Genomic DNA, 17,340 nt, shown 5'->3' on the forward strand with positions numbered 1-17,340 from the left:
TTAATCAACCCCTGCCTGGATTTCGACCACTTGTGAGCCGTTCAAGCGCTGCAAGGCGGCCGCCACGACATCCGGCTCCAGCTGGCGCAGGCAATTGTAATGACCGAAGCGGCAGGTGCGATCGAAGCAGGGGCTGCAATCGAGCCCCAGACGAACGATTTCGACCTGCTCGGCCAATGGCGGCGTAAAGCCCGGAGACGTCGAGCCATAGACCGCCACCAGCGGGCGGTTCAACGCCGCCGCCACGTGCATCAGGCCCGAATCGTTGGACACCACCGCATCGCTGCAGGACATCAGGTCGATGGCTTCGGCCAGCGACGTTTCGCCACTGAGGTTCACCGCCTCTTCACGCAGGCCTGGAATCAGCCTGTCACGAATCGACTCGCCCACCGCATGATCGTTTTTCGAGCCGAACAGCCAGACCTGCCAACCTTCGCGGATCTTAATCTCGGCAACCTTGGCGTAGTGCTCGGACGGCCAGCGCTTGGCTTCGCCGAACTCGGCACCGGGGCACAGCGTCAGGACCGGACGGTCCAGCGCCAGGCCGAACTTGGCCAAGGCCGCATCACGGCTGGCGGTTTCGATTTGCAGGCTCGGCCGTGGATACGGCTTGGGCAGCTCGGCACCGGGCTCATAGGCCAGGGCCATGAAGCGCTCGATCATCAGCGGGTAACGCTCTTTATCCAGCGTGCGCACGTCATTGAGCAAGCCATAGCGAAACTCGCCACGCCAACCGGTGCGCTTGGGGATGCCGGCAAAAAACGGCACCAACGCGGACTTGAGCGAGTTGGGCAGCAAGATGGCCTGGTCATATTGGCCGGCCAGCGACTTGCCGATCTTGCGCCGGGTCGCCAACTCAAGCACGCCATGGCCGAGCGGAAAGCTCAAGGCCTGACGCACTTCGGGCATCCTCTCCAGGATCGGCCGGCTCCACTCCGGGGCCAGTACATCGATCACACACCCTGGGTGACGCTGCTGCAGGCACTGGAACAGGGTCTGGGCCATTACCATATCGCCCACCCAACTGGGCCCAACGATCAGAATTCTCATGTATTTTCCAGAAACGAGCAGGGAGGCTACAGCCTGTTCGAAAACAGCCTGGCCTCCCCGTCTTTATAATCAGGCTTGGCTTACAAGTGTACGCCACTCCAGAAAAAGCGTGCGCTTGCCACCATTGCAGGCGCCCTTGCTGGCTGGGCGCCTCTTCAACTCAACGTTCAACTCAACCCCATCTGGGCCCAGATACGCAGCACTTCACGGCGCTCACTGACAAATTGATCAGCGGCGATCACCCCGGCCTGCTTTTGCAAAGCCTGCCGGTGAGCGGCCGAACGATAGGCCTTGTAGACCTCCCGCAACAGGTTGGCGTCGCTCGCGGGCATCAACCCCGCCTGCTCCAGGCCTTCCAGAATACGGATATTGTCGGTGTAGCGCGTCAGTGCCGGGTGTTCATGGGACCAGGCCAAGGCCGCGTATTGCACCATAAATTCAATATCGACGATACCACCGGCATCCTGCTTGATATCGAAGGGCGAAGCCGCCTGGAAGGCATTGGCCCCGGTGCCGGCAGCCGTCGCCTTGCTGCCAAGGTTCTCGCGCATCTTGGCGCGCATTTCGCTGACTTCCAGCGCCAGAGCCGGCAGGTCTCTTTTACGGCCAAGAATCTCGGCGCGGACTTTTTCGAAGGACTCACCCACAGCCTTGCACCCGACCAACACCCGCGCCCGCACCAGTGCCTGGTGCTCCCAGGTCCAGGCTTCGCTTTCCTGGTAGCGCTGGAAAGCACCCAGTGAACTGACCAACAGCCCCGAAGCACCAGAAGGCCGCAAGCGCATGTCCACCTCATAGAGCTGGCCGGAGTTGGTCTGGGTGGTCAGCAGGTGAATGATGCGCTGCCCCAGGCGCGTAAAGAACTGCGCCCCATCGATGGGTTTTGCACCATCGGTTTCGGCTTGCGGGTCGCCGTCATGGACAAACACCAGGTCCAGGTCCGAGCCGTGGCCCAGCTCGATACCCCCGACCTTGCCATAGCCCACGATGACAAAACCCGGATCGCACAGGCTGCCGTCGCTGCGCTGGGGCTGGCCATGCTTGGCCACGGCCTGGCGCCAGGCCAGGGCCAGTACTTGCTCCAGAATCACTTCGGCCAACCAGGTCAGGTAGTCACTGACTTTCATCAAAGGCAGGTTACCGGCGATCTCCGAGGCGGCGACCCGCAGGCTGTGGGCCAACTTGAAGTGACGCAGGGCTTCCATCTGCTGTTCGAGATCGTCCTCGGGAATCCGTGTCAGCCGCTCGCGCAGTTCGCCAGCAAGCTCCGGCGCCAGCGGCGGGCTGTACAACCGACCTTCATTAAGCAGTTCATCGAGCAGCAGCGGGAAGCGCGTGATCTGCTCGGCAATCCAGGGGCTGGCGGCGCAGAGTGTCAGCAGGCGGCGCAGTGCACCGGGGTTTTCTGTCAGCAACACCAGATAGGCAGAGCGGCGCGCCACGGCTTCGACCAAGGGCAGCACCCGCTCCAGCACCAGGTCCGGGTCTTTGTGCTCCACGGCCTGGGCCAGCAAACGCGGGATAAAGGCATCCAGACGCTCGCGCCCCAAGCGCTGCATGGCACGCAACTGTGGGCTGGCACGCAGCCCGGCCAATTGGCGCAAAGCCTTGGGCCCATCGACAAAGCCTGCCTCGTGCAGTTGTCGGCAGGCTGCTTCGTCATTCTGTTCTTCTTCCCACAGCGGCAACCATTCGCCACCGACCACCACTTCGCCTTCGTCGCCTTCCTCTTCATCCGGGTCAGCGATGACCTGGCGGAAATGCCAATCGATACGCCCGCGCCAATGCATCAACTGCGCATGGAACGCCGGCCAGTCGGCAAAGCCCAGCATAAAGGCAATGCGCGCCCGGTCCTGGTCGTTATCGGGCAGCATCTGGGTCTGGCGATCGGCAATCGCCTGGATCGCGTGTTCGGTGTAGCGCAGAAATTCATAGCCCTCACGCATCTCGGTGATCACCGCCGCCGGCAGGTAACCTTGACCTTCCAGCGTGGCCAGCACCTTGAGCAGGGGCCGCTGTTGCAAGCTCAGGTCGCGCCCGCCGTGGATCAGCTGAAAGGCCTGGGCGATAAACTCCACTTCACGAATGCCGCCCGAGCCCAGCTTGATGTTCTCGGACATGCCCTTGCGGCGGACTTCCTGCTGGATCAGTTGCTTCATGGTCCGCAGTGCTTCGATCGCAGAAAAGTCCAGATAGCGCCGGTAAACGAAGGGGCGCAGCATGTCCAGCAGTTGCGCGCCGCTGGCCTGGTCACCGGCTACAACGCGCGCCTTGATCATGGCGTAGCGTTCCCAGTCACGGCCCTGGTCCTGGTAGTACTGCTCAAGGGCATTGAAGCTGAGCACCAGCGCCCCGGAGGAGCCATAGGGGCGCAGGCGCATGTCGACGCGGAACACAAAGCCGTCGACGGTAATCGGGTCCAGCGCCTTGATCAGCCGCTGCCCCAGGCGCATGAAAAACTCCTGGTTATCCAGTGGGCGCTTCACCCCTTCGGTCTCGCCGCCTTCGGGGTAGGCGAAGATCAGGTCGATGTCCGAGGACAGGTTCAACTCCACCGCCCCCAGCTTGCCCATGCCCAGCACCACCATCGGCTGCGGCTGGCCGCTGCGCCGCCCCATGGGCGTGCCGAACTGCTGGCAGTGACGCGGGTACAGCCATTGGTAAGCCTGATCGATGCAGGCATCCGCCATGTCGGAGAGATCGCGACAGGTTTGCACCAGGTCCGCCTGGCGGGTCAGATCACGCCAGATGATCCGTACCTGATGACGGGTGCGCTGACGGCGCAATGCTCGGCCCAGGGCCTCTTCGGTCTCGGCAGGTTGAGCTGCGGTGGTGATCTGTGCGCACAACTCGCCCGCTGCATACGGGCGGTCAAGCTCCCCACTGCTGACCAGCCCAAGCAGCATGGTCGGGTCGCGCAGAGACTGTTCAAGGACAAATTCGCTGGCCGCACAGACACGACCGAACGCTTCCCAGCGCTGAGCATCCCAACCGTCGAGGCTGGCATCGGGCACTTGCAGGGCGGCGGCGCGCCATGAGGCTTCATTGCGTGCCAACAAGGGTTGAAGGTTCGCAGGCAAATCGACCAGCAAAGGCAGGCTCATGGACTATCCTTGATCGGCGTGGAATGAACAGTGAGGAAAAAGTCTGGAGATAGCGCTATCACAAAGACTGTCGTACAAAAGTTATAAATAGCTAAAAAACCCGATTCTCTGGCAGAAAGCATCGCGAACCACCTTGTAAAGACTTGTTTTTTACCAACCTTACCGATTACTCCCACAACCCGGCAGGAGGCCAAAAGCCGTGTTTATGTAGTTTTACTACTATGCAACCCGCTTGAAAGCATGAAATAGCTGTCGATTTGTAGTAAAACTACATCGCCGGAGTAACCCCCGGTAATCCAAGAATTCATGTCGTCTGCCCACAAGGCCAGTCGCAAACTCAGGCAACCGATTCTGGAAGCCTTTCCGCCCTGGAGCAAGCCATGCAAGACCTCGATCCCGTCGAAACCCAGGAATGGCTGGACGCCCTGGAGTCGGTTCTCGACAAAGAAGGCGAAGACCGCGCTCACTATCTGATGACCCGTATGGGCGAGCTGGCCACCCGCAGTGGTTCGCAGCTGCCGTACGCCATCACCACGCCATACCGCAACACGATTCCCGTTACCCACGAAGCACGCATGCCTGGCGACCTGTTCATGGAACGCCGCATTCGCTCGTTGGTACGTTGGAACGCGCTGGCAATGGTGATGCGCACCAACCTGAAGGATTCGGATCTGGGCGGCCATATTTCCAGCTTCGCCTCCAGCGCCACTTTGTATGACATCGGCTTCAACTACTTCTTCCAGGCGCCAACCGACGAGCATGGCGGCGACCTGATCTACTTCCAGGGCCACGCTTCGCCTGGCGTCTATGCCCGTGCCTTCATGGAAGGCCGGATCACTGAAGACCAGATGAACAACTTCCGCCAGGAAGTCGATGGCAAGGGCCTGTCGTCCTACCCTCACCCATGGCTGATGCCTGATTTCTGGCAGTTCCCGACCGTATCCATGGGTCTGGGTCCGATCCAGGCGATCTACCAGGCTCGTTTCATGAAGTACATGGAAAGCCGTGGCTATATCCCTGCTGGCAAGCAGAAGATCTGGTGCTTCATGGGCGACGGCGAGTGTGACGAGCCGGAATCCCTGGGCGCGATCTCCCTGGCTGGCCGCGAGAAGCTGGACAACCTGATCTTCGTCATCAACTGCAACCTGCAGCGCCTCGACGGCCCGGTTCGCGGCAACGGCAAGATCATCCAGGAACTCGAAGGCGTGTTCCGTGGCGGTGGCTGGAACGTCAACAAAGTCGTCTGGGGCCGCTTCTGGGACCCACTGCTGGCCAAGGACACCGACGGTATCCTGCAGCGCCGCATGGACGAAGTCATCGACGGCGAGTACCAGAACTACAAGGCCAAGGACGGCGCGTTCGTCCGTGAGCACTTCTTCAACACCCCAGAACTCAAGGCCATGGTCGAAGACCTGTCCGACGACGAGATCTGGAAGCTCAACCGTGGCGGTCACGACCCGTACAAGGTCTATGCGGCCTACCACCAGGCGGTCAACCACAAAGACCAGCCGACCGTTATCCTGGCCAAGACCATCAAGGGTTACGGCACCGGTGCTGGCGAAGCCAAGAACACCGCGCACAACACCAAGAAGGTCGACGTCGACAGCCTGCGTCAATTCCGCGATCGCTTCGACATCCCGGTCAAGGACGAAGAAATCGAAAACCTGCCATTCTTCAAACCTGAAGAAGGCAGCGCCGAAGCCCGCTACCTGAGCGAGCGCCGTACTGCCCTGGGCGGTTTCGTGCCTCAGCGTCGCGCCAAGAGCTTCAGCATCCCGACCCCGCCACTGGAAACCCTCAAGGCGATCCTGGACGGCTCGGGCGACCGTGAAATCTCCACCACCATGGCCTTCGTGCGGATCCTCGCGCAGCTGGTCAAGGACAAGGAAATCGGCCAGCGCATCGTCCCGATCATCCCGGACGAAGCCCGTACCTTCGGTATGGAAGGCATGTTCCGCCAGTTGGGCATCTACTCGTCCGTCGGCCAGCTCTACGAGCCAGTCGATAAAGACCAGGTGATGTTCTACCGCGAAGACAAGAAAGGCCAGATCCTGGAAGAAGGCATCAACGAAGCGGGCGCCATGAGCTCCTTCATCGCTGCCGGTACTTCGTACTCGAACCACAACCAGCCGATGCTGCCGTTCTACATCTTCTACTCGATGTTCGGTTTCCAGCGTATCGGTGACCTGGCATGGGCCGCTGGCGACAGCCGTACCCGTGGCTTCCTGATCGGCGGTACTGCCGGGCGTACCACCCTCAACGGTGAAGGCCTGCAGCACGAAGACGGTCACAGCCATATGCTGGCCGCGACCATCCCGAACTGCCGCACCTATGACCCCACCTACGGCTACGAGCTGGCGGTGATCATTCAGGACGGCATGAAGAAGATGACCGAACAGCAACAGGACATCTTCTACTACATCACCGTGATGAACGAAGCCTACACCCAGCCGGCCATTCCGGCAGGCGTCGAGGAAGGTATCGTCAAGGGTATGTACCTGCTCGAGGAAGACACCCGGGAAGCTGCGCACCACGTACAACTGCTGGGTTCCGGCACCATCCTGCGTGAAGTCCGCGAAGCGGCGAAGATCCTGCGTGAAGAGTTCAACGTTGGCGCTGACGTGTGGAGCGTTACCAGCTTCAACGAACTGCGTCGCGACGGCTTGGCCGTAGAGCGCAGCAACCGTCTCAAGCCGGGTCAGAAGCCACAAATCACCTACGTTGAAGAGTGCCTGGCTGGCCGTAAGGGTCCGGTCATCGCTTCCACCGACTACATGAAGCTGTTCGCCGAGCAGATTCGCCAGTGGGTGCCGAGCAAAGAGTTCAAAGTCCTGGGTACCGATGGCTTCGGTCGCAGCGACAGCCGCAAGAAGCTGCGTCACTTCTTCGAAGTTGACCGCCACTTCGTCGTGCTGGCTGCCCTGGAAGCCTTGGCTGACCGTGGCGATATCGAACCGAAGGTCGTGGCTGAAGCCATCACCCGATTCGGCATCGACCCGGACAAACGCAACCCACTGGACTGCTGAGGAGTATTTTTAAGTGAGCGAACTCATTCGCGTACCTGACATCGGCAGCGGTGAAGGTGAAATCATTGAGCTGTTCGTCAAGGTCGGCGACCGCATCGAAGCGGACCAGAGTCTCCTGACCCTGGAGTCGGACAAGGCGAGCATGGAGATCCCGGCCCCCAAGGCCGGCGTCATCAAGAGCCTGAAGGTCAAGCTGGGTGATCGCCTGAAAGAAGGCGACGAACTGATGGAACTGGAAGTCGAGGGCGCAGCTGCTGCGCCTGAGGCTCCGGCCGCTGCTGCCCCGGCTGCCGCTCCGGCACCTGCCGCAGCGCCGGCTGCTCCTGCTGCGGCGCCTGCTGCTGCCGCCGCTGCCACTGTCCAGGACATTCATGTCCCGGACATCGGCTCCTCGGGCAAGGCCAAGATCATCGAAGTACTGGTCAAGGCCGGCGACACCGTCGAAGCCGACCAGTCGCTGATCACCCTGGAATCGGACAAGGCGAGCATGGAAATCCCATCGCCTGCCGCCGGCGTGGTTGAAAGCGTCATTGTCAAACTGGACGACGAAGTCGGTACCGGCGACCTGATCCTGAAGCTGAAGATCGCAGGCGCAGCTCCGGCTGCTGCCCCGGCTCCAGCTGCAGCTGCAGCTGCAGCTCCAGCCGCGCCTGCTGCTGCACCTGCGCCAGCTGCCGCTCCAGCGGCCAAGGCTGCACCTGCGCAAGTGGCAGCGCCTGCCGCCAACGGTGCCAAGGTTCACGCAGGCCCGGCTGTTCGTCAGTTGGCCCGCGAGTTCGGCGTCGAGCTGAGCGCGGTCGCTGCCAGCGGCCCGCACGGCCGTGTGCTGAAAGAAGACGTTCAGGTTTACGTCAAGGCCATGATGCTCAAGGCCAAGGAAGCACCGGCCGGCGGCGCAACCGGTGGCGCGGGCATCCCGCCGATCCCGGAAGTCGATTTCAGCCGCTTCGGTGAAACCGAAGAAGTGCCGATGACTCGCCTGATGCAGATGGGTGCGACCAACCTGCACCGCAGCTGGCTGAACGTGCCTCACGTTACCCAGTTCGACCAGGCTGATATCACTGAGCTTGAAGCCTTCCGCGTTGCACAGAAAGCCGTTGCCGAGAAAGCCGGCGTCAAGCTGACCGTGCTGCCTCTGCTGCTCAAGGCCTGCGCGCACCTGCTCAAGGAACTGCCGGACTTCAACAGCTCGCTGGCGCCAAGTGGCAAGGCGATCATCCGCAAGAAGTACGTCAACGTCGGTTTTGCCGTCGACACTCCGGAAGGCCTGCTGGTACCGGTCATCAAGAACGTCGACCAGAAGAGCCTGCTGCAACTGGCTGGCGAAGCGGCGGCCCTGGCTGAAAAAGCCCGGAACAAAAAGCTGTCGGCTGACGACATGCAAGGCGCCTGCTTCACCATTTCCAGCCTCGGCCACATTGGCGGCACCGGCTTCACGCCGATCGTCAACGCGCCGGAAGTGGCGATCCTGGGTGTCTCCAAGGCAACCATGCAGCCGGTCTGGGACGGCAAAGCCTTCCAGCCTAAGCTGATGCTGCCACTGTCGCTGTCCTACGATCACCGCGTGATCAACGGCGCTGCAGCTGCACGCTTCACCCAACGCCTGGGTCAACTGCTGCAAGACATCCGCACCATGCTGCTGTAATGCTCAAAGGGCTCCCTGCCTTGCAGGGAGCCCCGCTGCACCGATTTCGAGCTGCCACGCTCGTACCTCAACCCCGCTTTGGCGGGGCTTTTTTTGCCTCGTAAAACCCCACCCCGCCCCACCGCCAGAGGCAACTGTAGCCGCTGCCGAAGGCTGCGATGCGGCCCGTCAGGGGCGCTAATGTGGATGTTAGATCCTGCGCCCGCTTTGCGGTGGTCCGGCATTCCGGCGATCGCAGCCTTCGGCAGCGGCTACAGCAGTTGGGGCTGACCCTGGCCATGGACGATTTCGGCACCGGCTATTCATCGCTGAGCTACCTGAAAAAGTTTCCCATCGACGTCCTCAAGATCGATCGCAGCTTTATCAGCGAGATCCCGGCCAACCAGGACGACATGGAAATCACCTCGGCGGTGATCGCCATGGCCCACAACCTCAAGCTCAAGGTCGTGGCCGAAGGCGTGGAAACCGCCGAGCAATTGGCCTTTTTGCGTCGTCACCGCTGCGATGTCGGCCAAGGCTATTTGTTCGACCGCCCGATACCGGGCAGCGAGCTTACCGAAAAGCTCAAACGCTACCCACGCAGACCAATGGCCTGACAGGCGCGTAACAGTCGGGCAAACTACCGGTCTATCGAATAGTGATCGCACCGGCCCACAAGAGCCGGGTGGTCGTGTCTGTCTAACGAGAGGATGTCTAAATGGCCCTGCGCTCGGAGATTCTGGTGAACAAAAACGTACTGCCAACTAAAGAACAAGCCCTACCCGGCCGCGATTCTCCGGTTAAAGTCCCGGACGAACATTTCGTCAATCACAACCCGCTCCTGGGCCCATTCCCAGGTGAGGTGGAGTTCGCCATTTTCGGCCTGGGTTGCTTCTGGGGTGCCGAGCGCCTCTTCTGGCAGCGCGAAGGCGTTTACAGCACGTCGGTAGGTTACGCCGGCGGCTTCACGCCGAACCCGACCTACGACGAAGTGTGCTCTGGCCTGACCGGCCATAGCGAAGTGGTGCTGGTGGTCTACACGCCAAGCGAGGTCAGCTACGAGGAACTGCTGGCAATGTTCTGGGAAAAGCACAACCCTACCCAGGGCATGCGCCAGGGCAATGACATTGGCACCCAGTACCGCTCGGTGATCTACACCACTATCCCCGAGCAACTGGAGCAGGCCAAGGCCAGCGAGAAAAAGTTCCAGGCTGAGCTGGACAAGGCCGGGCTGGGTGCTATCACGACTGAAATCGACGAAGCCCCGACCTTCTACTACGCCGAGGCGTATCACCAGCAGTACCTGGCCAAGAATCCGCAAGGTTACTGTGGCCTCGCCGGCACTGGGGTTTGCCTGCCGGCCTGATTGAACCGCTCCCATTGGCTGCGATGGCCATAGGTATCTACACAACTCTGGGGCAGCGCGGCTCTTGTAGCCGCTGCCGAGGTACGAGGCTGCGATCGGCGGCGAAGCCGTCGTAAATTCAGGCCCTTCGGTGTGCCTGATGGATTATGGTCTCAGGTTTTACGGCCGCTTCGCTGCCGATCGCAGCCTCGTACCTCGTCAGCGGCTACATTCGTAGCAGTACGCCAAAAGATGTGTAGATACCTATGCTGCGATGGCCTCACCGCGGTGCATCAGGCAAACCGCGGGGCATTCATCGCGTTACTCGGCAATCAACCAATCCATCCGCCAACTGCCCTTGGTCTGCCCCAGTACCTCGGCCAGCCATGGCAATAGCTCACGCAGCTCTTCTTCCAGCCCCCACGGCGGGTTGGCAATCGCCAGGCCCGAACCGTTGAGGCTTTGCGGCGTCTCCAGCGGATGCACCAGCAACTCCACACGCAGCAATTTCGGCGCGCCGGTGCTGGTCAGGTCGTTGTAGAAACGAGTCATCTGACGCGCATCATCCTTGATCGGATACCAGATGGCCGCCACGGTCTGGCGCATGCGGGCAATGGTTTCCTTGAGCGCCTGGCTGCAACGCTTGAGCTCGTCGAGCTGCTCGAACGGCGGATCGATCAACATCACAGCGCGCTTCTCGGCCACTGGCAGCAAGGCGCGCGGCACATGCCAGCCCTCACCCAGATGCACCGACACCCGCGGGTCGCGCTTCATGTTTTCCTTGAGCAGCTGCCCATCTTCGGGGTGCTTCTCGTTGAGCAACACGCGGTCCTGCTGACGCGCCAAGCGCCGAGCCAGCTCCGGGGAGCCAGGGTAATACCGCAGCTCACCGTCCGGGTTCATCTTGCCGAGGATGCGCAGGTAGTCCGCCGTCATCGCCGGCAAGTCCTGGCGCCCCCACAGGCGAGCAATGCCCTCCAGCCATTCACCGGTGCGGCTGGCTTCGTCGCCGCGCAAGTCGTACAGGCCAAGCCCTGCATGGGTGTCCAGGTAGGCAAACGGCTGCTCCTTGCGTGACATCAAGGCAATCAGACGGGTCAAAACAAGGTGTTTGAAGACGTCGGCGTGGTTGCCGGCGTGGTAGGCGTGACGATAGTTCATGGCAACTCCTGCAAGGCCGCAGAGTTTACCTTGCGCGGCGGCGCACGTCAGGTCGCCACTGGGCAGATCGCCTGGCAAAAACAGAACCGGCCCGACATCCAGAGGATGCGGGCCGGTGATGGAGCGCGTCAGCGAAAGCTGATTACTTGTCTTTGTGGTAAGCCGCTTCAGCAGCAGCGAAGCGCGTCAGCATGCTGGCCGAAGGCTTGCCCATCGAGCTCACCAGCAAGATGGCGATGCTGGCGAAGATGAAGCCCGGGATGATTTCGTAAAGGCCCATGATCGCGAAGTGTTTCCACACGATCACGGTAATCGCACCTACCAGGATACCGGCCAAGGCGCCGTTGCGGGTCATGCCCTTCCATAGCACCGAGATCAGTACCACGGGGCCGAAGGCAGCACCGAAGCCCGCCCAGGCATAGCTCACCAGGCCCAGGACGCGGTTTTCCGGGTTGGACGCCAGGGCAATGGCAACCAGCGCAACCAGCAAGACCATGGCGCGACCGACCCAGACCAGCTCGACTTGCGTAGCGGTTTTACGCAGGAAGGTCTTGTAGAAGTCTTCGGTCAGGGCGCTGGAGCACACCAGCAACTGGCAGCTCAGGGTACTCATCACGGCAGCCAGGATGGCCGACAGCAATACACCGGCAATCCATGGGTTGAACAGGATCTTGGCCAGTTCGATAAACACACGCTCATGGTTCTCGGTGACAGGAGCTGCGAGATCCGGGTGCGCCGAGAAGTAAGCGATACCGAAGAAGCCTACCGCCACGGTGCCGCCCAGGCACAGGATCATCCAGGTCATGGAGATGCGACGTGCATTGGCAATCGACTTGACCGAATCAGCGGCCATGAAGCGCGCCAGGATATGCGGCTGGCCGAAGTAGCCCAGGCCCCAGCCCATCAGCGAGATAATGCCGATGAAGGTGGTGTTCTTGAGCATGTCGAAGTTGCTTGGGTCTTGCGCTTCGATTGCCAGGAACGTGGTGTCGATGCCGCCAGTGGCGAGCATGACCACGATCGGGGTCAGGATCAGGGCGAAGATCATCAGCGTGGCCTGGACGGTGTCAGTCCAGCTCACTGCCAGGAAACCACCGACGAAGGTGTAGGCAATAGTGGCGGCAGCGCCGGCCCACAGCGCAGTCTCGTAGGGCATGCCGAAGGTCGATTCGAACAGACGGGCGCCAGCCACGATGCCGGAAGCGCAATAGATGGTGAAGAACACCAGGATCACGACCGCCGAGATAATCCGCAGCATGCCGCTCTGGTCGTCGAAACGACTGGAGAAGTAGTCTGGCAGGGTCAGGGCGTCGCCGTTGTGCTCGGTCTGCACACGCAGGCGGCCGGCCACGAACAGCCAGTTCAGGTAGGCGCCGATGATCAGGCCGATGGCAATCCAGCCTTCGGAAAGGCCCGACATATAGATGGCACCTGGCAAGCCCATCAGCAACCAGCCGCTCATGTCGGAAGCGCCAGCCGAGAGCGCAGTCACCACGCTGCCCAGGCTACGACCGCCAAGGATGTAGTCGGAAAGGTTGTTGGTAGAGCGATAGGCCATGAAACCAATCAGGACCATTGCCGCGATGTAGATCACGAACGTGATCAGGGTGGGGTTGCTTACACTCATGATGTGGCGCCCTGGTGTTTGTTTTTATGGAGGGGTGAAACGCTCTTTATGGGAGGTTGCACCTAGGCGGCGAATCCTATGCAACAACAGGAATAAGGTGCAACCAATATTTGCCCAGCAGTTGCACCTCGTCGGAAATTTTCGATCAAAAGCGGTTTTTGCTTCTTTTGGGAGCAAAAAAACGACTTTTCAGAAGCAAAAACACCAAAAACAACCGAAATTCACTACCGCCCCCTGCAGTGTAGTACCTCATGGAAAATTTCCTACAAACGGAGGTTGCACTAGGTTGCACCCTTCCATCGCCAGCGTTAATCTTGGCACCAGCTTGTGCCGCACCACCGTGGCGATAATGAGGATAAGAAATGGCGACTACCACCCTTGGGGTCAAACTCGACGACCCTACCCGCGAGCGACTGAAGTCCGCAGCTCAGTCCATCGACCGTACTCCACACTGGTTGATCAAACAGGCAATTTTCAATTACCTGGAAAAACTCGAGGGTGGCGCCACTCTGACCGAATTGAGCGGTGTGCCAAGCGCGCACATCGACGACGCCGGCGAAGTCCAGGCTGATCACAGCCACCAGTGCTTCCTGGAATTCGCTGAAAGCATCCTGCCGCAATCGGTCCTGCGTGCCGCCATCACGGGCGCTTACCGTCGCCCCGAGCAAGAAGCGGTGTCGATGCTGCTCGAGCAGGCGCGCCTGCCCGTGCCGATGGCCGAAGCCACCAATAAGCTGGCCGCTTCCATTGCTGAAAAACTGCGTAACCAGAAGAGCGCTGGCGGCCGTGCGGGCATCGTCCAGGGCCTGTTGCAGGAATTTTCCCTGTCGTCCCAGGAAGGCGTGGCGCTGATGTGCCTGGCCGAAGCCCTGCTGCGCATCCCTGACAAGGGCACCCGTGACGCCCTGATCCGCGACAAGATCAGCACCGGCAACTGGCAGCCTCACCTGGGCAACAGCCCATCGCTGTTCGTCAACGCCGCCACCTGGGGCCTGTTGCTGACCGGCAAGCTGGTGTCCACCCACAACGAATCCGGCCTCACCTCTTCGCTCAGCCGCATCATCGGCAAGAGCGGCGAACCGATGATCCGCAAGGGCGTCGACATGGCCATGCGCCTGATGGGCGAGCAATTCGTGACCGGTGAGACCATCGCCGAAGCCCTGGCCAACGCCAGCAAGTTCGAAGCCAAGGGCTTCCGCTATTCCTACGACATGCTCGGCGAAGCCGCACTGACCGAGCATGACGCACAGAAATACCTGGCCTCCTACGAGCAAGCCATCCACTCGATCGGCAAAGCCTCCCACGGTCGTGGCATCTATGAAGGCCCGGGCATCTCGATCAAGCTTTCGGCCCTGCACCCGCGCTACAGCCGCGCCCAGTACGAGCGCGTGATGAGCGAGCTGTACCCGCGCCTGCTGTCGCTGACCCTGCTGGCCAAGCAATACGACATCGGCCTGAACATCGACGCAGAAGAGGCCGACCGCCTGGAGCTGTCGCTGGACCTGCTCGAGCGCCTGTGCTTCGAACCGCAACTGGCCGGCTGGAACGGCATTGGCTTCGTGATCCAGGCCTACCAGAAGCGCTGCCCGTATGTGATCGACTACGTGATCGACCTGGCTCGCCGCAGCCGTCATCGCCTGATGATCCGCCTGGTGAAGGGCGCCTACTGGGACAGCGAAATCAAGCGCGCCCAGGTCGAAGGCCTGGAAGGCTACCCGGTCTACACCCGCAAGGTGTACACCGACGTGTCCTACATCGCTTGCGCCCGCAAACTGCTGTCGGTGCCGGAAGTCATCTACCCGCAGTTCGCCACGCACAACGCCCACACCCTGTCGGCCATCTACCAGATCGCAGGCCAGAACTATTACCCTGGCCAGTACGAGTTCCAGTGCCTGCACGGCATGGGTGAACCGCTGTACGAGCAAGTGGTGGGCAAGATTGCCGATGGCAAGCTGAACCGCCCATGCCGGGTCTACGCCCCGGTCGGCACCCACGAGACCTTGCTGGCCTACCTGGTGCGTCGCCTGTTGGAAAACGGCGCGAACACCTCGTTCGTCAACCGCATTGCCGACCAGTCGATCTCGATTCAGGAACTGGTCGCCGACCCCGTCGCCACCATCGAGCGCATGGCCACCCAGGAAGGCAGCTTCGGCCTGCCGCACCCGCGCATTGCCTTGCCACGTGAGCTGTACGGTGCCGAGCGCGCCAACTCGGCCGGCATTGATCTGGCCAACGAACACCGCTTGGCTTCGTTGTCCTGCGCCTTGCTGGCCACCGCGCACAACGACTGGAAAGCCACGCCGATGCTCGGTTGCGCCTCCAGCAAAGAAATCGCGGCCCCGGTGCTGAACCCGGCCGATCATCGCGACGTGGTCGGTCATGTACAGGAAGCGACGGTTGCCGATGTCGACAATGCTATCCAGTGCGCCCTGAGCGCCGCACCGATCTGGCAGGCGACCCCGCCGGCCGAGCGCGCTGCGATCCTGGAACGTGCCGCCGACTTGATGGAAGCCGAGATCCAGCCGCTGATGGGCCTGTTGGCCCGCGAAGCCGGCAAGACGTTCGCCAACGCGATCGCCGAAGTGCGTGAAGCCGTAGACTTCCTGCGTTACTACGCTGTGCAGGCCCGCAACGACTTCAGCAACGATGCCCACCGCCCATTGGGCCCGGTGGTCTGCATCAGCCCATGGAACTTCCCGCTGGCCATTTTCAGTGGCCAGGTCGCCGCCGCCCTCGCCGCCGGTAACCCAGTGCTGGCCAAGCCGGCCGAACAAACCCCGCTGGTAGCGGCCCAGGCTGTGCGCCTGCTGCTGGAAGCCGGCATTCCCGAAGGCGTAGTGCAACTGTTGCCAGGCCGCGGTGAAACCGTCGGTGCCCGTCTGGTGGGCGATGATCGCGTCAAGGGCGTGATGTTCACCGGTTCCACCGAAGTGGCTCGCCTGCTGCAACGCAACATCGCCGGCCGCCTGGACAACCAGGGCCGCCCGATCCCGCTGATCGCCGAAACCGGCGGCCAGAACGCCATGATCGTCGACTCTTCGGCGCTGACCGAACAAGTGGTTATCGACGTCGTGTCCTCGGCCTTCGACAGCGCCGGCCAACGTTGCTCAGCCCTGCGCGTGCTGTGCCTGCAGGAAGATTCGGCCGATCGCGTGATTGAAATGCTCAAGGGCGCCATGGCCGAAAGCCGCATGGGCAACCCTGAGCGCCTGAGCGTGGACATTGGCCCGGTGATCGACGCCGAAGCCAAGAGCGGGATCGACCAGCATATCCAGGGCATGCGTGAGAAAGGCCGTACTGTCTATCAGGTGGCCATCGCCGACGGTGACGAGGTCAAGCGCGGCACCTTTGTCATGCCGACCCTGATCGAACTGGAAAGCTTCGACGAACTGCAGCGCGAAATCTTCGGCCCAGTGCTGCACGTCGTGCGCTACAACCGCAAGAACCTGGACCAGCTGATCGAGCAGATCAACGCCTCCGGCTACGGCCTGACCCTGGGCGTGCACACCCGCATCGATGAAACCATCGCCAAGGTGATCGACAACGTCAACGCCGGCAACGTCTACGTCAACCGCAACATCGTCGGTGCCGTGGTCGGTGTACAGCCATTCGGTGGCGAAGGTCTGTCGGGCACCGGCCCGAAAGCCGGTGGACCGCTGTACCTGTACCGCCTGCTGTCGACACGTCCGAACGACGCCATCGGCACCACCTTCCAGCGCGCCGATGCTGGCATCGCCCCGGACACCCGTCTGCGCGACGCCATGAGCCAGCCGCTGCAAGCCCTGCAAGCCTGGGCCCAGAGCAACAAACTGGCAGAACTGGGTGAGCTGTGCCGCGAGTTCGCCGCACAATCGCAAAGCGGCGTGACCCGCCTGCTGACCGGTCCGACGGGCGAGCGCAACAGCTACACCATCCTGCCGCGCGAGCACGTCTTGTGCCTGGCCGAAGTCGAAGCCGACCTGCTGGTACAACTGGCAGCCGTACTGGCCGTTGGCAGCTCGGCGGTGTGGCCTGAAACCGAGTTGAGCAAGGCACTGCGCGCGCGTCTGCCGAAGGAAGTCCAGGCTCGCATCCAATTGGTGCAGGAGTGGAACAAGGATGAAGTGGTGTTCGATGCCGTCCTGCATCACGGTCACTCCGACCAACTGCGCGCGGTCTGCCAGCAAGTGGCCAAGCGTGCCGGTGCTATCGTCGGTGTCCATGGCCTGTCTCAGGGCGAGACGACCATTGCGCTGGAGCGATTGGTGATCGAGCGGGCGTTGAGCGTCAACACCGCGGCGGCGGGCGGTAACGCCAGCCTGATGACCATCGGGTAATAAAAAACCTTGCCTGCGATGGCCTCCCACGCAGGCAAACCGGGTCGCCTTCATCGCGGGTTGGCCGTTGTAGGAGCCAGGTTTACC

8 protein-coding genes and 1 pseudogene are annotated in these 17,340 nt (G+C 61.5%); 5 read left to right on the top strand and 4 right to left on the bottom strand.

Annotated elements, in window-relative coordinates; translation table 11 throughout:
• Nucleotides 1-1,050 carry a lipopolysaccharide heptosyltransferase II gene (waaF, locus tag AC3IX4_RS26710; protein WP_489258297.1) on the bottom strand — a complete coding sequence of 350 codons (1,050 nt, stop codon included), beginning with the start codon at nt 1,048-1,050 and terminating at the stop codon, nt 1-3.
• Nucleotides 1,051-1,217: 167 nt separating this feature from the next.
• Nucleotides 1,218-4,154, bottom strand: a complete 2,937-nt coding sequence (glnE, locus tag AC3IX4_RS26715) for a bifunctional [glutamate--ammonia ligase]-adenylyl-L-tyrosine phosphorylase/[glutamate--ammonia-ligase] adenylyltransferase (protein ID WP_489258298.1) — start codon at nt 4,152-4,154, stop codon at nt 1,218-1,220.
• A 380-nt stretch (nt 4,155-4,534) separates the two neighbouring features.
• Here glnE and aceE point away from each other — a divergent pair, with 380 nt between their 5' ends.
• The 4 genes and pseudogenes from aceE (at nt 4,535) to msrA (ending at nt 10,170) form a co-directional block, all read left to right on the top strand.
• Complete coding sequence (aceE, locus tag AC3IX4_RS26720; RefSeq protein ID WP_489258299.1) at nt 4,535-7,180, top strand: pyruvate dehydrogenase (acetyl-transferring), homodimeric type; 2,646 nt, start codon at nt 4,535-4,537, stop codon at nt 7,178-7,180.
• 13 nt (nt 7,181-7,193) lie between these two features.
• Nucleotides 7,194-8,825, top strand: a complete 1,632-nt coding sequence (aceF, locus tag AC3IX4_RS26725; RefSeq protein ID WP_489258300.1) for a dihydrolipoyllysine-residue acetyltransferase — start codon at nt 7,194-7,196, stop codon at nt 8,823-8,825.
• 248 nt (nt 8,826-9,073) lie between these two features.
• A pseudogene (locus AC3IX4_RS26730) lies at nt 9,074-9,421 on the top strand (EAL domain-containing protein); the annotation flags it as partial.
• A gap of 101 nt (nt 9,422-9,522) precedes the next feature.
• Nucleotides 9,523-10,170, top strand: a complete 648-nt coding sequence (gene msrA / locus AC3IX4_RS26735) for a peptide-methionine (S)-S-oxide reductase MsrA (RefSeq protein ID WP_489258301.1) — start codon at nt 9,523-9,525, stop codon at nt 10,168-10,170.
• A gap of 300 nt (nt 10,171-10,470) precedes the next feature.
• On the opposite strand, the gene AC3IX4_RS26740 is transcribed toward msrA, so the two are convergent.
• Together AC3IX4_RS26740 and putP are read right to left on the bottom strand one after the other, a co-directional pair.
• Nucleotides 10,471-11,310: a 23S rRNA (adenine(2030)-N(6))-methyltransferase RlmJ gene (locus AC3IX4_RS26740; RefSeq protein ID WP_489258302.1), complete on the bottom strand. Its 840-nt coding sequence runs from the start codon at nt 11,308-11,310 to the stop codon at nt 10,471-10,473.
• A 142-nt stretch (nt 11,311-11,452) separates the two neighbouring features.
• Nucleotides 11,453-12,937 (bottom strand): sodium/proline symporter PutP, encoded by a 1,485-nt coding sequence (gene putP / locus AC3IX4_RS26745; RefSeq protein WP_489258303.1) that lies wholly within the window; start codon nt 12,935-12,937, stop codon nt 11,453-11,455.
• A 362-nt stretch (nt 12,938-13,299) separates the two neighbouring features.
• Between putP and putA the strand changes: the two genes are divergently transcribed.
• On the top strand, nt 13,300-17,253 hold the full coding sequence (gene putA / locus AC3IX4_RS26750; RefSeq protein WP_489258304.1) for a trifunctional transcriptional regulator/proline dehydrogenase/L-glutamate gamma-semialdehyde dehydrogenase: 3,954 nt from the start codon (nt 13,300-13,302) through the stop codon (nt 17,251-17,253).
• Nucleotides 17,254-17,340: the final 87 nt, after the last annotated feature.

It is taken from the genome of Pseudomonas sp. KH_021, assembly GCF_057838865.1.

Coding starts and splice junctions, on each gene's coding strand:
- putP (WP_489258303.1), bottom strand. CDS start 12,937: ATGAGTGTAAGCAACCCCACCCTGATCACGTTCGTGATCTACATCGCG.
- aceE (WP_489258299.1), top strand. CDS start 4,535: ATGCAAGACCTCGATCCCGTCGAAACCCAGGAATGGCTGGACGCCCTG.
- putA (WP_489258304.1), top strand. CDS start 13,300: ATGGCGACTACCACCCTTGGGGTCAAACTCGACGACCCTACCCGCGAG.
- msrA (WP_489258301.1), top strand. CDS start 9,523: ATGGCCCTGCGCTCGGAGATTCTGGTGAACAAAAACGTACTGCCAACT.
- waaF (WP_489258297.1), bottom strand. CDS start 1,050: ATGAGAATTCTGATCGTTGGGCCCAGTTGGGTGGGCGATATGGTAATG.
- glnE (WP_489258298.1), bottom strand. CDS start 4,154: ATGAGCCTGCCTTTGCTGGTCGATTTGCCTGCGAACCTTCAACCCTTG.
- AC3IX4_RS26740 (WP_489258302.1), bottom strand. CDS start 11,310: ATGAACTATCGTCACGCCTACCACGCCGGCAACCACGCCGACGTCTTC.